Here is a 15416-nt window from a genome sequence, read left to right as displayed (position 1 = left end):
ATGACGCGCAGGCAGAAGCGATTGTCGGTGATCCTCGCAGGGCTGGCCTTCCTCGGCGCTGCTGCCGGTCTTATCTTCTACGCGCTCGGCCAGAAGGCTTCGTATTTCTACATGCCTGCCGACCTCGCCGCCGCAACCGTCCAGCCCGGACAGCGCATTCGCCTTGGCGGGCTCGTCGAAAAAGGCACCATCGTTCGCGGTCAGGGCGCGACCGTCGCCTTCTCGGTCACCGATGAGCAGAAATCGGTCAAGGTCACCTATACCGGCATCCTGCCCGACCTCTTCCGCGAGGCGCAGGGCGTCATCACCGAGGGCGCTTTCGGCCCGGACGGCGTCTTCGTCGCCGATAGCGTTTTAGCCAAGCACGACGAGCGCTATATGCCCAAGGAGGTCGCCGACGGCTTGAAAGCCAAGGGCGTCTGGCAGGAGAGCAAGAGCCAATAATGGTTGAGACCGGACATTTCGCGCTCGTCCTCGCCTTCGCGCTGTCGCTGGTGCAGATGCTGGTGCCATTGGTCGGCGCCCGCGCCGGCAACCAGCGGCTGATGGCGGTCGGCGGCCCGGTCGCGGTCACCGGCTTTGCGCTGACCGCGCTGTCCTTCACCGCTCTTGCCACCGCCTATGCCGGCTCCGATTTCTCGGTGGCGAGCGTCTGGGAAAACTCCCATTCGCTGCAGCCGATGATCTACAAGATCACCGGCACCTGGGGAAACCACGAAGGCTCGATGCTGCTCTGGGTGCTGATCCTGACCTTCTTCGGCGCGCTCGTCGCTGTCTTCGGTTCCAACTTGCCAGCGACGCTCAAAGCCAATGTTCTGTCCGTGCAGGGCATGATCGGCACCGCCTTCTTCCTGTTTATCCTGGCGACGTCCAATCCCTTCATCCGGCTGAACCCGGCGCCGATCGAGGGCCGCGATCTCAACCCGATCCTGCAGGACCTCGGCCTCGCCATCCATCCGCCGCTGCTCTATCTCGGCTATGTCGGTTTCTCGATCTGCTTCTCCTTCTCGGTCGCAGCCCTGATCGAAGGCCGCATCGACGCCTCCTGGGCGCGCTGGGTGCGGCCCTGGACGCTGGTCGCCTGGATGTTTTTGACCGGCGGCATCGCCATGGGCTCCTATTGGGCCTATTACGAGCTTGGCTGGGGCGGCTTCTGGTTCTGGGACCCGGTCGAGAACGCTTCCTTCATGCCCTGGCTCGCCGGCACGGCGCTCCTCCATTCGGCAATCGTCATGGAAAAGCGCTCGGCGCTGAAGATCTGGACGCTGCTGCTTGCCATCCTCACCTTCTCGCTGTCGCTGCTCGGCACCTTTCTTGTCCGCTCTGGCGTGCTGACTTCCGTGCATGCCTTCGCCACCGATCCGGCGCGCGGCGTCTTTATCCTCTGCATCCTGACGCTGTTCATCGGCGGCTCGCTGGCGCTGTTTGCGCTGCGCGCTTCCACCCTGACCGCAGGTGGCCTGTTCCAGCCGATCTCGCGCGAAGGCGCGCTCGTGCTCAACAATCTGTTCCTGACCACGGCGACCGCGACGGTGCTCGTCGGCACGCTCTACCCGCTGGCGCTTGAGGCCATCACCGGCGGCAAGATCTCGGTCGGCGCGCCCTTCTTCGACCTGACCTTCGGCCCGCTGATGCTGCCGCTGCTCGCCATCGTGCCGTTTGGTCCGCTGCTTGCCTGGAAGCGCGGCGACGTCCTTGCCGCCTCGCAGCGCCTGATGGCGGCCTTCGGGCTGGCGATCGCCGCGATGCTGGTCACCGGCCTGTTCATCGATGGCGCCTCGGTCTTCGCTGCGCTTGGCGTCGGCCTCGCCGTCTGGCTTGTCGCCGGCGCGCTGACCGACCTTGCCGTCAAGTCGGGCATCGGCTCGGTGGCGCCGGCCGACATGCTGAGACGCTTTGCCGGCCTGCCGCGCTCGGTCTTCGGCACCGCGCTTGCCCATCTCGGCCTCGGGCTCACCTTGCTCGGCATCGTCGGCACGCTTTCGTTTGGCACGGAGAAGATTCTCACCATGCGCCTCGGCGAGACGGTGGAACTTTCCGGCCACACGCTGCGCTTCGAAGGACTGTTTCCTCAGAAAGGCCCAAACTTCACCGAGGAGCGCGGCCGCTTCCTGCTGATTGGCGCCGATGGCAATGCCGATGGCGAGATCACTTCTGCAAAACGCTTCTATCCGGTGCGGCAGACGGTAACGACCGAGTCCGGCATCAGGACGCTGGGTGTGAGCCAGCTCTATCTGTCGCTCGGCGATGAGGGCAAGGACGGCTCGGTCGTCGTGCGCCTGTGGTGGAAGCCGTTGGTGACGCTGATCTGGGGCGGCGGACTGGTGATGATGGCGGGCGCCGCCGTGTCGCTGCTCGACCGCCGCCTGCGCGTCGGCGCCCCCGCGAGGCGCCGCAAGCCGGCTGCCGCTGCCTTACCCGCGAGCCCGACATGAAAGCGAAGTTTTCGCTCGCCTCGCTGATCCTCCTGCTGGCGTTGGTCTTCGCCGGCGCGGCACAGGCGGTGAAGCCCGATGAGGTGCTGCCCGATCCGGCGCTGGAGGCTCGCGCACGCGCGCTTTCCGAAGGCTTGCGCTGCATGGTCTGCCAGAACCAGTCGATCGACGAATCCGACGCCGATCTGGCCCGCGACCTGCGCGTCCTCGTGCGCCAGCGCCTCGTCGCCGGCGATACCGACCAGCAGGTGATGGATTACATCGTGTCGCGCTACGGCGAGTTCGTTCTCTTGAAGCCGCGCTTCAGCCTGCGCAACGCGCTTTTGTGGGGCACCCCGGCGCTTTTGCTTCTGGCCGGCGGCATCTTCATCGTGCTCAGCACCCGTTCACGCCGCGCGCCGGGCAGCACGCTCAGCGCCGAGGAACAGGCGGCGCTGGACAAGCTGCTGCGCGATTAAAGCGCCAACATTACAAAATTTTCATATATCGGAAATGGCGCCGTAATGTGCGCCTCACTAAGTCTCTCTTCCGAGGATGCTCTCCTGAGCGCATCCACTTCGAAAGAGGAAACGAGACCCATGAATATTGCCCCCGATTCATATTCAAGCACCCGCAAGCGCCTGATGGCGGCTGTCGCGTCCCTGGCCGTCATTGGTGCGGTCGGCGCAGGCGCGCTTGCCACCGGCACTGCGCCCGTGCTGGCCGATGCTGTGCGTGTCGAGGCTCCGCAGGTTCCGAGCTTCGCCGACGTCGTCGAGCGCGTCTCGCCGGCGGTGGTCAGCGTCAAGGTGAAGGCCAAGATCCAGCCGACGGCCGATGACGGCTCCGACGATCAGAACGGCTTCGACAACCTGCCCGACAATCCGCAGCTGCGCCGCTTCTTCAAGGAGTTCCGCGGCTTCGGCGATCAGGGCGGCCAGTTCGGCATGCCCCGCTTCAATCACCGCAACCACGGCAATGGCGAGCCGCGCCCCGTGGCTCAAGGTTCGGGCTTTTTCATTTCCGAGGACGGCTACCTCGTCACCAACAATCACGTGGTTTCGGAAGGCTCCGACTTCACCGTCGTCACCAATGACGGCAAGGAGCTCGACGCCAAGCTGATCGGCACCGATCCGCGCACCGACCTCGCCGTGCTGAAGGTCGATGGCGGCGGCAAGTTCACCTATGTCGACTTCGCCGACGACTCCAAGATCCGCATCGGCGATTGGGTCGTGGCGGTCGGTAACCCGTTCGGCCTCGGCGGCACCGTCACCGCAGGCATCGTTTCGGCCCGCGGCCGCGACATCGGCGCCGGCCCCTATGACGACTTCATCCAGATCGACGCCTCGGTCAACCGCGGCAATTCGGGCGGTCCGACCTTCAACCTCAACGGCCAGGTGATCGGCATCAACACCGCCATCTTCTCGCCGTCGGGCGGCAGTGTCGGCATCGCCTTCGACATTCCGGCCTCGACCGCCAAGCAGGTGGTCGAAGACCTGATGAAGAACGGCTCCGTCCAGCGCGGCTGGCTCGGCGTCGAGATCCAGCCGGTCACCTCCGACATCGCCGAGTCGCTCGGCCTGAAGTCGGACAAGGGCGCGCTGGTTTCGAGCGCGCAGGACGCTGGTCCCGGTAAGAAGGCAGGCATCGTCGCCGGCGATGTCATCACCCAGGTCGACGGCAAGGACGTCGCCTCGCCGAAGGAACTCGCCCGCATGATCGGCGCTTATGCGCCGGGCAAGTCGGTTGATGTCACTGTCTGGCGCAACGGCAAGAACGAGACGGTCAAGGTGGACCTCGGCACGTTGCCTTCGAGCGACAAGCAGGCCTCGAACGAAGACGGCAACAAGCAGGCGGCTCCCGCCAAGGCCGATACGCTTGCCGATCTCGGCCTCACCGTCACCAAGTCGGAAAACGGCAAGGGCCTGGTGGTCACCGATGTCGATCCGGACAGCGATGCGGCCGACCGCGGCATCCAGCCCGGCGACGTCATCACCTCGATCAATTCGAACGAGGTGAACACTACCGACGACGTTTCCAAGGCCATGACCGATGCCTCCAAGTCGGGCCGCAAGGCCGTGCTGATGCAGATCACCCGCGACGATAGCAACCGCTTCGTCGCGCTGCCGGTCGGAAAGGGCTGATCTGAGAGAGCGGTTCAATCGCTCCTTGAGAACGCAGAACCGCTCTAACTCTCTGTTTGACGCAATTCCGGACGGAAACCCGCTTCACGCCTTTCCTGGAATTGCTCAGCGACTTTTCCTTGCGGCGGTTTCAACACCCCCGAGCCGCCGCCGGGAAAACATGGGGCCGAGCACGTCAGTCAGTCACCGTGTTTCGCTCCTGCGGCAGCGGGTTTCCCATCACCCGCTGCCGCTTGCCAAGCACGGTGCCCGCAAGTGGGTACCGGTCTGGGATCACGACATGCGGCTGGCGAACGCAAAGGCGCTGAGTCATGGCTGCCCCTCAACCTTCCAGTGAAATCGCGTATAACGGCTCCATGAAGATTCTCGTCATGGAAGACGACCGCGAGGCTGCGGACTACCTGCAGAAAGCCTTCGCCGAGGCGGGCCACACCGCCCATGTCGCCGGGGACGGCGAGACCGGCTTCGCGCTTGCCGACGCCGGCGACTATGACGTGATGGTGGTCGACCGCATGATGCCGCGCCGCGACGGGCTGTCGGTGATCGCAGCGCTCCGCTCGCGCGGCAACACCACGCCGGTGCTGATCCTGTCGGCGCTGGGCGAGGTCGACGACCGCGTCACCGGGCTGCGCGCCGGCGGCGACGATTATCTCACCAAACCCTACGCTTTTTCCGAATTGCTTGCCCGCGTCGAGGTGTTGAACCGTCGCGCCGGCGCCCGGGAAACCGAGACCGTCTACCGCGTCGGCGATCTCGAGCTCGACCGTCTGTCGCATTCGGTCAAGCGCGCCGGCCGCGAGATCACGCTGCAGCCGCGCGAGTTCCGCCTGCTGGAATATCTGATGCGCCACGCCGGCCAGGTGGTGACGCGCACCATGCTGCTGGAAAATGTCTGGGACTATCATTTCGATCCGCAGACCAACGTCATCGACGTTCATGTCTCGCGCCTGCGCGGCAAGATCGAAAAGGGTTTCGACAAACCGATCCTGCACACCATCCGCGGCGCGGGCTACATGCTGAAAGGCGGCTAGAGCATGATCCCAAACCGAAAGTCAGGGAACGTTTCGGAAAAGATGCTGCAACAAGGGGTTACCGTGCAGCCAATCGTCATCCTGATCTAGGCGCACATGGCTCTTTCCCTGCCGGCCATCATGAAGACGACGGCGGCCCGGCTCTCGGCGCTTTACCTTCTGCTTTTCGCTCTCTGCGCCGTGCTGCTCGTCTTTTACATGACGTCGCTCTCGGCGCGCATGCTGACGGCGCAGACCCAGGACACGATCAATGACGAGATCCTCGGCTTGGCTCGCGCATACAAAAATGGCGGCCTGCCGTTGCTGGTGCGCGTGGTTGAAGCCCGCTCGCGCCAGCCTGGCGCCAACCTCTATCTGATCGCCGACGCCAACGGCCAGATCCTGACCGGCAATGTGCAGAGCCTGGAGCCGGGAATCATCGAAACCGAGGGCTGGACGACGGAGCCCTTTTCGTACCATCGCTTCGGTGAGGGCGAACTCGACCGGTTGCGTGGTGGTGGCACCGATCAGAGCGCGCCGTCCCCGGGCGACAGCAGCGCTCGGTCGGAAGGCGAAGAAGGCCACAACGCTATCGCGCTGGTGCTGCGACTGCCCAATCAGATGATCTTGCTGGTCGGCCGCGATCTTGGCGAGCCCGAGCGCTTCCGGGCCGTCATCCGCCGCGCGCTGATGCTGGCGCTGGGCATGATGGGGCTCGGCGGCCTCTTGATCTGGTTCTTCGTCGGGCGCGCCGCGCTGAAACGCATCGACAGCGTCTCCGACGCAAGTCGCCGCATCATGGGCGGCGACCTTAGCGGACGGCTGCCGGTGACCGGCGCCGGTGACGAATTCGACCGCCTGTCCGAAAACCTCAACACGATGCTTGCCCGTATCGCCATGCTGAACGAGGGGCTCAAGCAGGTCTCCGACAACATCGCTCACGATCTGAAGACGCCACTGACCAGGCTGCGCAACCGCGCCGAAGCCACCCTTGCCGGCAAGCGCAAGACGACGGACTACCGTCAGGCGCTGGAGGGAACGATCGCCGAGTCCGACCAGCTCATCAAGACCTTCAACGCCATCCTGATGATCTCGCGGCTGGAGGCCGGCTATTCCTCCGAGACAACCGGCCCGGTCGACCTCGCCGCTACGGTGAGCGATGTCGTCGAGCTCTACGAGCCGGTGGCGGAAGAGGCGGGCGTCGTGCTGGAAACCGCGGTGCCGGAAGCGGTTACTATCAACGGCAATCGCGAACTGATCGGCCAGGCGCTGTCGAACATCGTCGACAACGCCATCAAATACTCGACCGGCGCCGCCGAGAGCCCGAAGGTGCGGGTCACGCTGGAGCGCATCGGCGGCGAGGTCAAGCTCGCCGTTTCCGACAATGGCCTCGGCATCCCCGACGATGCCGACCGCGCCAGGGTCACCGAGCGTTTCGTGCGGCTGGAGAAGAGCCGTTCGCAGCCGGGCTCGGGCCTGGGCCTCAGCCTCGCCAAGGCGATCATGACTTTCCACAACGGCAGGCTTGATCTTCTGCCCGCCAATCCCGGATTGTCCGTAGTCATGAGTTTCCCGGCCCGGGAGACGCATTGATGGCGGCCAGGATGGCAAAAAAGAAGATCGATACGGAATGGCAACTCCGACCGACGCTGGCGCTTCGCCCGCTCGGCGGCGACCATGCCCGGCGGGAATTGTCTGAGATCGCTGACGCGGCCGAGCAAGACGGCCTTCCGCGTCTGGCCGCGTTCCTCGCCGGCCAGGGAGCACTGCAGGAATTGCTCGCCGCCATCTTCGACCTGTCGCCGTTCCTGCGTGATACGGCCCGCCGGCGGCCGGCCATTCTCGACAAGCTGTTCGGCCAGACGATCGAAGCGCATCTCAACGAGATCGGCGAGGCGGTCGATCGCGCTGCACGGGCCGAAAATGTTTCGGAATCGAGCCTGATGATGGAACTCAGGCAGTTCAAGGTCGAAGCGCATTTCCTGATCGCGCTGGCCGATCTGTCCGGCGAAGCCGAAACCGCGCTGACGGTGCGCCGTCTGAGCGACCTGGCGGATGCTTGCACACGCGCCGCCGTCGATTTCCTGCTGCTCGACACGCACGGGCAGGGCAAGCTCAAGCTGCCCCATCCGGAAGACCCGGCGCGCGGCTCGGGCTGGATTGTGCTCGGCATGGGCAAGCTCGGCGCGCATGAGCTGAATTTTTCCTCCGACATAGACCTCGTCGTCTTCTTCGATCCGGAGGCGCCGGCGGTGGTCGATCCGCTCGATGCGACGGAGCTGTTCTCGCGCCTCACCCGCCGTCTCGTGCGCATCCTGCAGGACCGCACCGAGCATGGCTATGTCTTCCGCAGCGATCTGAGGTTGCGCCCCGATCCCGGCTCGACCCCGCTGGCGATCCCGGTCGAGGCGGCGCTTCGTTATTATGAGGCCCGCGGCCAGAACTGGGAGCGCGCCGCCATGATCAAGGCGCGGCCGGTGGCCGGAGACCTTGCCTCGGGCTCGGCCTTCCTCAAGGAATTGCAGCCCTATGTCTGGCGGAAATACATGGATTACGCCGCGATCGCCGACGTCCATTCGATCAAGCGCCAGATCCATGCCCACAAGGGCCACGGCGAGATCGCGGTGAAAGGCCATAACGTCAAGCTCGGCCGCGGCGGCATCCGCGAGATCGAGTTCTTCGTCCAGACGCAGCAGCTGATTGCCGGCGGCCGCTTCCCGGAACTGCGGGGCCGCGAAACGGTGCCGATGCTGGACGCGCTCGCCGCACGCGGCTGGATCACCGCCGATGCGCGCGATGCGCTCACCCGACAATACTGGTTCCTGCGCCGTGTCGAGCATGCCGTCCAGATGGTGGCCGACGAGCAGACACATGTCCTGCCGGAAGAGGACGAGGAACTGGAGCGTATCGCGCTGATGCTCGGCTTCACCGGCGAGGCGGAATTCGCGGAAGCTTTCCGCGCCTCGCTGCAGCAGGTCGAGCGCCATTATGCGGCGCTGTTCGAGACGGCACCCGAACTGTCGGCCGGCGTCGGCAATCTGGTCTTCACCGGTGATGTCGACGATCCCGACACGCTGCAGACCTTGCATCGCCTCGGCTTTCAGCGGCCGAGCGACATCTGCCGTGTCATTCGCGGCTGGCATTTCGGCCGATACCGCGTCACCCAGTCGGCGGAGGCGCGCGAGCGGCTGACGGAACTGACGCCGGCGCTGCTGAAAGCCTTCGGCCAGACGCGCCGCGCCGACGAGGCGCTGATCCGCTTCGACGAGTTCCTCGCCGGCCTGCCGGCTGGCATCCAGCTCTTCTCGCTTTTGCAGTCCAATCCGGCACTGCTCAAGCTGATGGCGACGATCATGGGCGCCGCTCCGCGGCTCGCCGCCATCATCACGCGCCGCCCGCATGTGTTCGACGGTCTGCTCGATCCGGCGTTGCTCGCGGAACTGCCCGACCGCGCCTACCTCTCGGCGCGGCTTGCGGCCTTCATCGAGGGCGACCGCGCCTATGAGGATGTGCTTGACCGGCTGCGTATCTTGGCCTCCGAGCAGAAATTCCTGATCGGCGTGCGGCTGCTTGCGGGCTCCATCGATCCCGGGCGCGCCGGTCGCGCCTTCTCCGACCTGGCCGACCTCACGATCGAAGCGGCGCTCAACGCAGTCATCGCCGAGTTCGCGTTGCGCCATGGCAGGATTGCCGGGGGCAGGGTCGCGCTCCTCGGCATGGGCAAGCTGGGCAGCCGCGAGCTCACTGCCGGCTCGGATGTCGATCTGATCCTGCTTTATGACCACGATGCGGATGCGGAAGACTCCGATGGCGAGAAGCCGCTGGCGCCCTCACACTACTACACCCGCATGACGCAGCGGCTGATCGCCGCCGTCTCGGCGCCGACGGCCGAAGGCGTCCTGTATGAGCTCGACCTTCGCTTGCGCCCCTCCGGCAACAAGGGGCCCGTCGCCACCCATGTCGACGCCTATAAGAAATATCAGCGGCAGGATGCCTGGACCTGGGAGCATATGGCGCTGGCACGAGCACGCGCCATCGGCGGTGACGCAGCGCTTTGCGCCGAGGTCGAAGACGAGGTTGCGGCGGTTCTTGCCCAGCCGCGCGACGGCGCCAAGGTGAAGGCGGATGCCTCCGAGATGCGGGCGCTGATCGACACGGAAAAGCCGCCGCGCGATCTCTGGGACATCAAGCTGATCCCCGGCGGCCTGATCGACCTTGAATTCATCGCCCAGGTCGCGGTCATCACCGGCGCGGTCGAGGCTGGTAGGCGGGCAACCGCGACGGCGGAAGTGCTGGCGCGGCTGGCCCCCGGTTACGCGGCGCCTGATGTTCGGCAGGAGCTTTGCGAGGCCTGGAGGCTCTATCTCGCGCTGACCCAGATGATCAGGCTCTGCCTTACCGGCGAGTTCCAGCGCGACGATGTTCCGCCGGGGCTTTCTGATCTGCTTCTGGCGGCCACCGACCTGCCGGATTTCGGTGTGCTCGAAGCGCATCTCAAGGAGACGTCGCGAAAGGTTCGGAAGGATTTCGAGCTTCTGCTTCGCGCGGGAGCGTCGATCTCGCGCGGTTAATCCACGCGTCATTCCCTGGCGCCGGCGTTTCGAATTTCAGCGCGCCAACTAAGCCGCCACCTTGACCATGGGCGGCGCCTTCTTCAGCGGGATGCGGACCGACACGATCGTGCCGACGCCTTCGGTGGAGCGAATCTTCAGCGCGCCCCCCTGCAGTTCGGCGAGCGAACGCGAGATGGCGAGGCCCAGGCCGGAACCGGTGTGGTTCTTGGAGAACTGGTTTTGCACCTGCTCGAACGGCCGCCCGAGCTTGCTCAGCGCCTGCTTCGGGATACCGCAGCCATTGTCCTCGATGGTGAGCACCAGCGCGCCTGAGGCGCTGCGCGCCCTGACCGTGATCTTGCCGCCCTGTCCGGTGAACTTCACCGCGTTGGAGAGCAGATTGATTGCGATCTGCTTGATCGCGCGGCGGTCGGCGTAGAGCCGCATCGCATCGGCGATGCGCGTGTCTACCGTGATCGACTTCTCCGCCGCCTGCAGCGAGATGACGCGAACCGTTTCCCTGATCAGCGGGCAGAGGTCGATTTCCTCGCGGTCAAGCGAGAACTGGCCGGCCTCGATCTTCGACATGTCGAGAATGTCGTTGATGACGCCGAGCAGGTATTTGCCGCTGCCGTTGATGTCGCTGGCATATTCCTCGTAGCGCTCGGAACCAAGCGGTCCGAACAGGCCTTGCTGCATCAGCTCGGAGAAGCCGATGATGGCGTTGAGCGGCGTGCGCAGTTCATGCGACATATTGGCGAGGAATTCGGACTTCGCCCGGTTGGCGGCCTCGGCGCGCTCGGTTTCCTTCATGTATTTGCGATTGAGCTCGACAAGCTCCTTGGCGCGTTCCTCCTCGGCGCGGCGGGCGAGGCTAAGATCGTGGATCGTCGCCATCAGGCGGCGCTCGCTGTCGACCAGCTTTTCCTGATGCAGCTTGATCTGGGTGATGTCGGAGCCGACCGAGACGATGCCGCCGTCTCTGGTCCTGAGCTCGTTGACCTGCAGCCAGCGTCCGTCGGCAAGCTGGCGCTCCAGCGTGACACCGCCATGCGGCCCGTTGGCGTTGGCCAGCCTGCGCTCCGAGGCGAAGGCGAGCATGCGCTCCTCCAGCATGTCGCGGGTCGCGCCCGGCATCACGTCACGGTCCGAGAGCCCGTTGTCCTGCTGGAATTTGGAGTTGCACATGATCAGCCGTTCGGCGGCATCCCACAGCACGAAGGATTCGTTGATGTTCTCGATCGCCGTGCGCAGCCGCATGTCCGCCGCTTCCGAGCGCAGCGCGAGATGCCGCTGCTCGGTGACGTCGACGGCGATGCCGATCAGCTGGATCTCGGGCGCTTCCGGGTCGATCACCTGGGCGCGGGCGCGCATCCACACCCACTGCCCGTCGGCGTGGCGCATGCGAAACACCTGGTCGATATGGTCGATCTCGCGCTCGACGATGCGATTGGCGAGCTCGAAGAGGTCGCCGTCGTCGGGATGGATGATCTCGTCGACCTCGCCGAAGGACAGCATCGTATCGCAGGGCTCGTAGCCCAGCATGTCGTACATCGAGCGCGACCAGTACATCTTGCCGCGCACCATGTCCCAGTCCCACAACCCGCAGCGGCCGCGCACCAGCGCCATGTCGATGCGCTGATGCGCTTCGAGATAGATGCGGTCGGCCGCCTGGGCGCGCGCCGCCTGGCCGAAATAGGCGTAAAGGATGACGATCAGCACGCCGGCCGTCAGCACGAACAACGTGACGTTGAGCGACACCGTCTTGCGCCAGCTGTCGAACACCGCCTCCTTGGGCACCAGCACCGCCGCGGCGTTCTTGCGGTCGCCGGTGAGGCTGACGGCGGCGAACCAGTCCTTGCCGCCGATGCTGACATCCATAACGCCGGCGCGGTCGCCGAACATAAACAGCGGCTGGCCGCCGAGCACGAGGCTGTCCAGCGAGCGTCCCTGCCAGCCGGTCGACAATGGCGATACCGCGAGGATCTTGAAAGCGCCGTCGGTGATGGCCAGCACGTGGCTGCGGCCCATGGCGCCCTGGCGGCTGGTCTTCTCCAGAAGGTCCGTCGCATTCACGCCGGCTGCGTTCGGGTCGGCCGTAATCGCCTGTGCCATCTGGCCGGCGGCTAACGCCAGCACCGACTTGGCGTCGCGTTCGACCTCGTCGCGGTCGTTCACCAGCGACAGGAAGCGCAGTGCGGCGATGACGATCAGGAAGATGATGATCAGTGCGGGGATGGAGCGGCGCAGCAGCGGTTCCGCCGCCAGCAGCCGCTGGTAGGCGGGTTCGGCGATCAGACGCGCATTGCCGGCAGGCCCGCCGCTCCTTGCCTCGCGACGCGCAAAAGCTCTCCCTCCGGGCGCGCCCCACGCGTCCGTCTTGGCCATAAATGGCACTCCCCGATTTGCCGCATACTTGACGATCCGGCTACGCCGCACGTCCGAATCGTCAATAAGGAATCAAAGGTGATTCGCCTTGTCCAGAGGCGCGGCCAAAAAAGATTAAAAGTTGATTGAAATTCGTCGAAACTGCTGATCTCCCCCACGAGGGAGATTGCTAATCACATCAGCGTCCGCTCCACGATGTCGCGCAGGTCGGCCGACAGGTTGTCGGCGTTCGCGATTTGCAGCAGTGCCTGCCTTGCCTTGTTCTGTCGGACCGGTTCCAGCGAGCGCCAGGACCTGAGCGCCGTCGCCAGCCGTGCTGCCACTTGCGGGTTGCGCTTCTCGACCTCCAGCACGGTCTCGGCGAAGAAGCGGTAGCCCTGGCCGTCGGCGAGATGGAAGCCGGTCTGGTTGGCGCTGGAGAAGGTGCCGATCAGCGAGCGCACCCGGTTCGGATTCGCGATCGAGAAGGCAGGGTGCTGCATCAGCGCGCGCACCTTTTCGACGGTCAGCGGTCCCGGCACTCCGGCCAGGATCTGGAACCATTTGTCGAGCACCAGCGCATCGCCGCGGTATCTCGTCTCGAAGGCCGACAGCGCCTCCTCGGCTTGCGCGGAGCCGGCATGACGGTGCGCCAGCACGGTCAGCGCCGCGGCGCGGTCGGTCATGTTGGTGGCGGCGTGGAAATGCCGCGCGGCAAGCGCCGCCCCTTCGGGCAGGAGCGACAGGTAATCGAGCAGGATGTTGCGCAGCGCGCGCCGCCCAGCGCTTGCCGCGTCGGGCGTGAACGGACCGTTGTCGGCCAGGCTGGCGTAGAGGACCGAGAAGATCTCGCGGTTCGCCATGGCAATCGTCCGCGCCAGCGCCTCGCGGGCGACGAAAATGGCGTCGGGATCGATGCCCTGGCCGATGTCGCGCGCAATATCGGCCTCGCCGGGCAGCGACAGAGCCAGCGCCCGGTAGGCCGGCTCCAGCGTCTCGTCGCGGGCAATGCTTCCGGCAAGCTCGGCGAGCTTTGCGTCGAAGGCAGGCTCTTTGCCGCCCAGCAGCTGACGGAAGGCCGCGATGAGCGCGTCGGTGAGCAGCGTGTTGAAGGCCTGCCAGCGCGAGAAAGGATCGCTGTCATGGCTGGCCAGGAAGAACTGGTCGTCGGCCTTCTGCTGCACCGAAAGCGTGATCGGCGCCGAGAAGCCGCGGTTGAGCGACACCGAAGGCCGCTCCGAAACCCCCGAGAAGCGCACCGTGTGCCGCCGCTTTCGGACATGAATGATGCCGTCCTCGACGGTGGCGCCATCGACGGCTGCCCAGGCGACAGGCTTGCCGCCGGCGCCGACCAGGCCGAAGGCCAGGGGAATATGCATCAGCCGCTTGCGGCTTTCCGACGGCGTCGGCGGCACCGACTGTTCGATCTCCAGCGTGAATGCCTTGGCCGCCGCATTGTAGGAGGAACTCACCGTCAGGTTCGGCGTACCGGCCTGATGGTACCAGAGCGCGAACTGCGTGAGGTCTCGGCCAGAAACGTCCTCGAACACTCTGAGGAAGTCCTCGATCGTCGCCGCTTCGCCGTCATGCCGCTCGAAATAGAGGTCCATGCCGGCGCGGAAGGTCTCCGCGCCGAGGATGGTGCGGATCATGCGCACCACTTCCGAGCCCTTCTCGTAGACTGTTGCCGTGTAGAAGTTGTTGATCTCGCGGTAGCGGCGCGGCCTGACCGGATGCGCCAATTGCCCCTGGTCCTCGGGGAACTGATGCGCGCGCAGCGTGCGCACCTCGGCGATGCGCTTTACCGCGCGCGAGCGCTGGTCGGCCGAGAATTCGTGGTCGCGGTAAACCGTCAGCCCTTCCTTCAGGCAGAGCTGGAACCAGTCGCGGCAAGTGATTCTGTTGCCGGTCCAATTGTGGAAATATTCATGCGCGATGATCGCCTCGATGTTGGCGAAATCGGCATCGGTCGCCGTCTCCTCGTCGGCCAGCACATATTTGTCGTTGAAGATGTTGAGGCCCTTGTTCTCCATGGCGCCCATGTTGAAGTCTGACACGGCGACGATGTTGAAGACGTCGAGGTCGTATTCGCGGCCGAAGACCTCCTCGTCCCATTTCATCGAGCGCTTCAGCGCATCCATCGCGTAGCCGGCGAGCCGCTCCTTGCCGGGCTCGACATAGATGCCGAGCTCGACCTTGCGGCCGGATAGGGTGGTGAAGCTTCCCGCGACCTTGCCGAGCGCGCCAGCCACCAGCGCAAAGAGATAGGAAGGCTTCGGGAAGGGGTCGTGCCAGACGGCATAGTGCCGGCCATCCGCGAGCACCCCGCTTTCTACGGGGTTGCCGTTGGACAGCAGCAGCGGCGCCTCGTTGTGCGGCGCCTCGATGCGCACGGTGTAGACCGAGAGGACGTCTGGACGATCGAGGAAATAGGTAATGCGGCGAAACCCCTCCGCCTCGCATTGGGTGCAATAGACATTGTTGGAGCGATAAAGGCCCATCAGCGCCTCGTTGCTGGACGGCGCGCTCTCGGTCTCGAGACGAAGCTCGAAGCGCCGTGCCGCCGGCGGCGTCGGAATGGTCAGCTGGTCGGGCGTGGCCTGATAGTCGGCTTCCGGGAGAACCTGCCCGTCGATGGCAACGCCGAGCAGCTTCAGCCCGTCGCCGTCGAGCGCCAGCGGCGTAGAAGCGGCGACCCCCTGGCGTCGCTCGACGGTGAGCACGGCAGTGACGCGGGTGGCATCCGGAGACAGACGGAAATCGAGGCTGGTCCGCGGAATGAGATAGTCGCTGGGGCGGTAGTCTTCGAGCTTGAAGACATGGCCGGTATCTGTGCGCATTCCGTCGTTTTTCCTATCAATTCGGGTGGGCAGTAGGCTTTGCTGGTGAGGGAATTCTAAAGTCCGCGCTCTTTACACCAAACGGTCA

General features: G+C 65.0%; 9 protein-coding genes. 7 read left to right on the top strand and 2 right to left on the bottom strand.

What is annotated here, in order from left to right:
• The 7 genes from ccmE (at position 1) to P9254_RS17435 (ending at position 10139) form a co-directional block, all read left to right on the top strand.
• On the top strand, positions 1-444 hold the full coding sequence (gene ccmE / locus P9254_RS17465; RefSeq protein WP_278056329.1) for a cytochrome c maturation protein CcmE: 444 nt from the start codon (positions 1-3) through the stop codon (positions 442-444).
• Positions 444-2435, top strand: a complete 1992-nt coding sequence (locus P9254_RS17460; RefSeq protein WP_278056330.1) for a heme lyase CcmF/NrfE family subunit — start codon at positions 444-446, stop codon at positions 2433-2435. The genes ccmE and P9254_RS17460 overlap by 1 nt, the downstream gene beginning before the upstream one ends.
• The gene (locus P9254_RS17455; protein ID WP_127216812.1) at positions 2432-2893 is read left to right on the top strand and encodes a cytochrome c-type biogenesis protein; all 462 of its coding nucleotides are present in this window, start codon (positions 2432-2434) and stop codon (positions 2891-2893) included. Before P9254_RS17460 ends, P9254_RS17455 begins: the two co-directional genes overlap by 4 nt.
• A gap of 120 nt (positions 2894-3013) precedes the next feature.
• Positions 3014-4558, top strand: a complete 1545-nt coding sequence (locus P9254_RS17450) for a Do family serine endopeptidase (protein WP_095823709.1) — start codon at positions 3014-3016, stop codon at positions 4556-4558.
• Between the two features lie 356 nt (positions 4559-4914).
• A complete protein-coding gene (locus P9254_RS17445; RefSeq protein ID WP_066997584.1) occupies positions 4915-5589 on the top strand; it encodes a response regulator transcription factor in 675 nt (224 codons plus the stop codon).
• Positions 5590-5685: 96 nt separating this feature from the next.
• Positions 5686-7161, top strand: coding sequence for a sensor histidine kinase (locus P9254_RS17440; RefSeq protein ID WP_067320986.1), 1476 nt, complete (start codon positions 5686-5688; stop codon positions 7159-7161).
• A complete protein-coding gene (locus P9254_RS17435) occupies positions 7161-10139 on the top strand; it encodes a bifunctional [glutamine synthetase] adenylyltransferase/[glutamine synthetase]-adenylyl-L-tyrosine phosphorylase (protein ID WP_278056334.1) in 2979 nt (992 codons plus the stop codon). The genes P9254_RS17440 and P9254_RS17435 overlap by 1 nt, the downstream gene beginning before the upstream one ends.
• A 48-nt stretch (positions 10140-10187) precedes the next feature.
• Here P9254_RS17435 and P9254_RS17430 read toward each other — a convergent pair whose 3' ends face one another.
• Both P9254_RS17430 and pepN read right to left on the bottom strand, forming a co-directional pair.
• Positions 10188-12509, bottom strand: a complete 2322-nt coding sequence (locus P9254_RS17430; RefSeq protein ID WP_278056335.1) for a PAS domain-containing sensor histidine kinase — start codon at positions 12507-12509, stop codon at positions 10188-10190.
• 173 nt (positions 12510-12682) lie between these two features.
• On the bottom strand, positions 12683-15328 hold the full coding sequence (gene pepN, locus P9254_RS17425) for an aminopeptidase N (protein WP_278056337.1): 2646 nt from the start codon (positions 15326-15328) through the stop codon (positions 12683-12685).
• Positions 15329-15416: the final 88 nt, after the last annotated feature.

Origin of the sequence: Mesorhizobium sp. WSM4983 (assembly GCF_029625765.1) — a bacterium.
In the GTDB taxonomy this organism is placed as follows: domain Bacteria; phylum Pseudomonadota; class Alphaproteobacteria; order Rhizobiales; family Rhizobiaceae; genus Mesorhizobium.
Note: the sequence above shows the minus strand (reverse complement) of the source record. Positions and strands in the feature narration are given on the sequence as shown.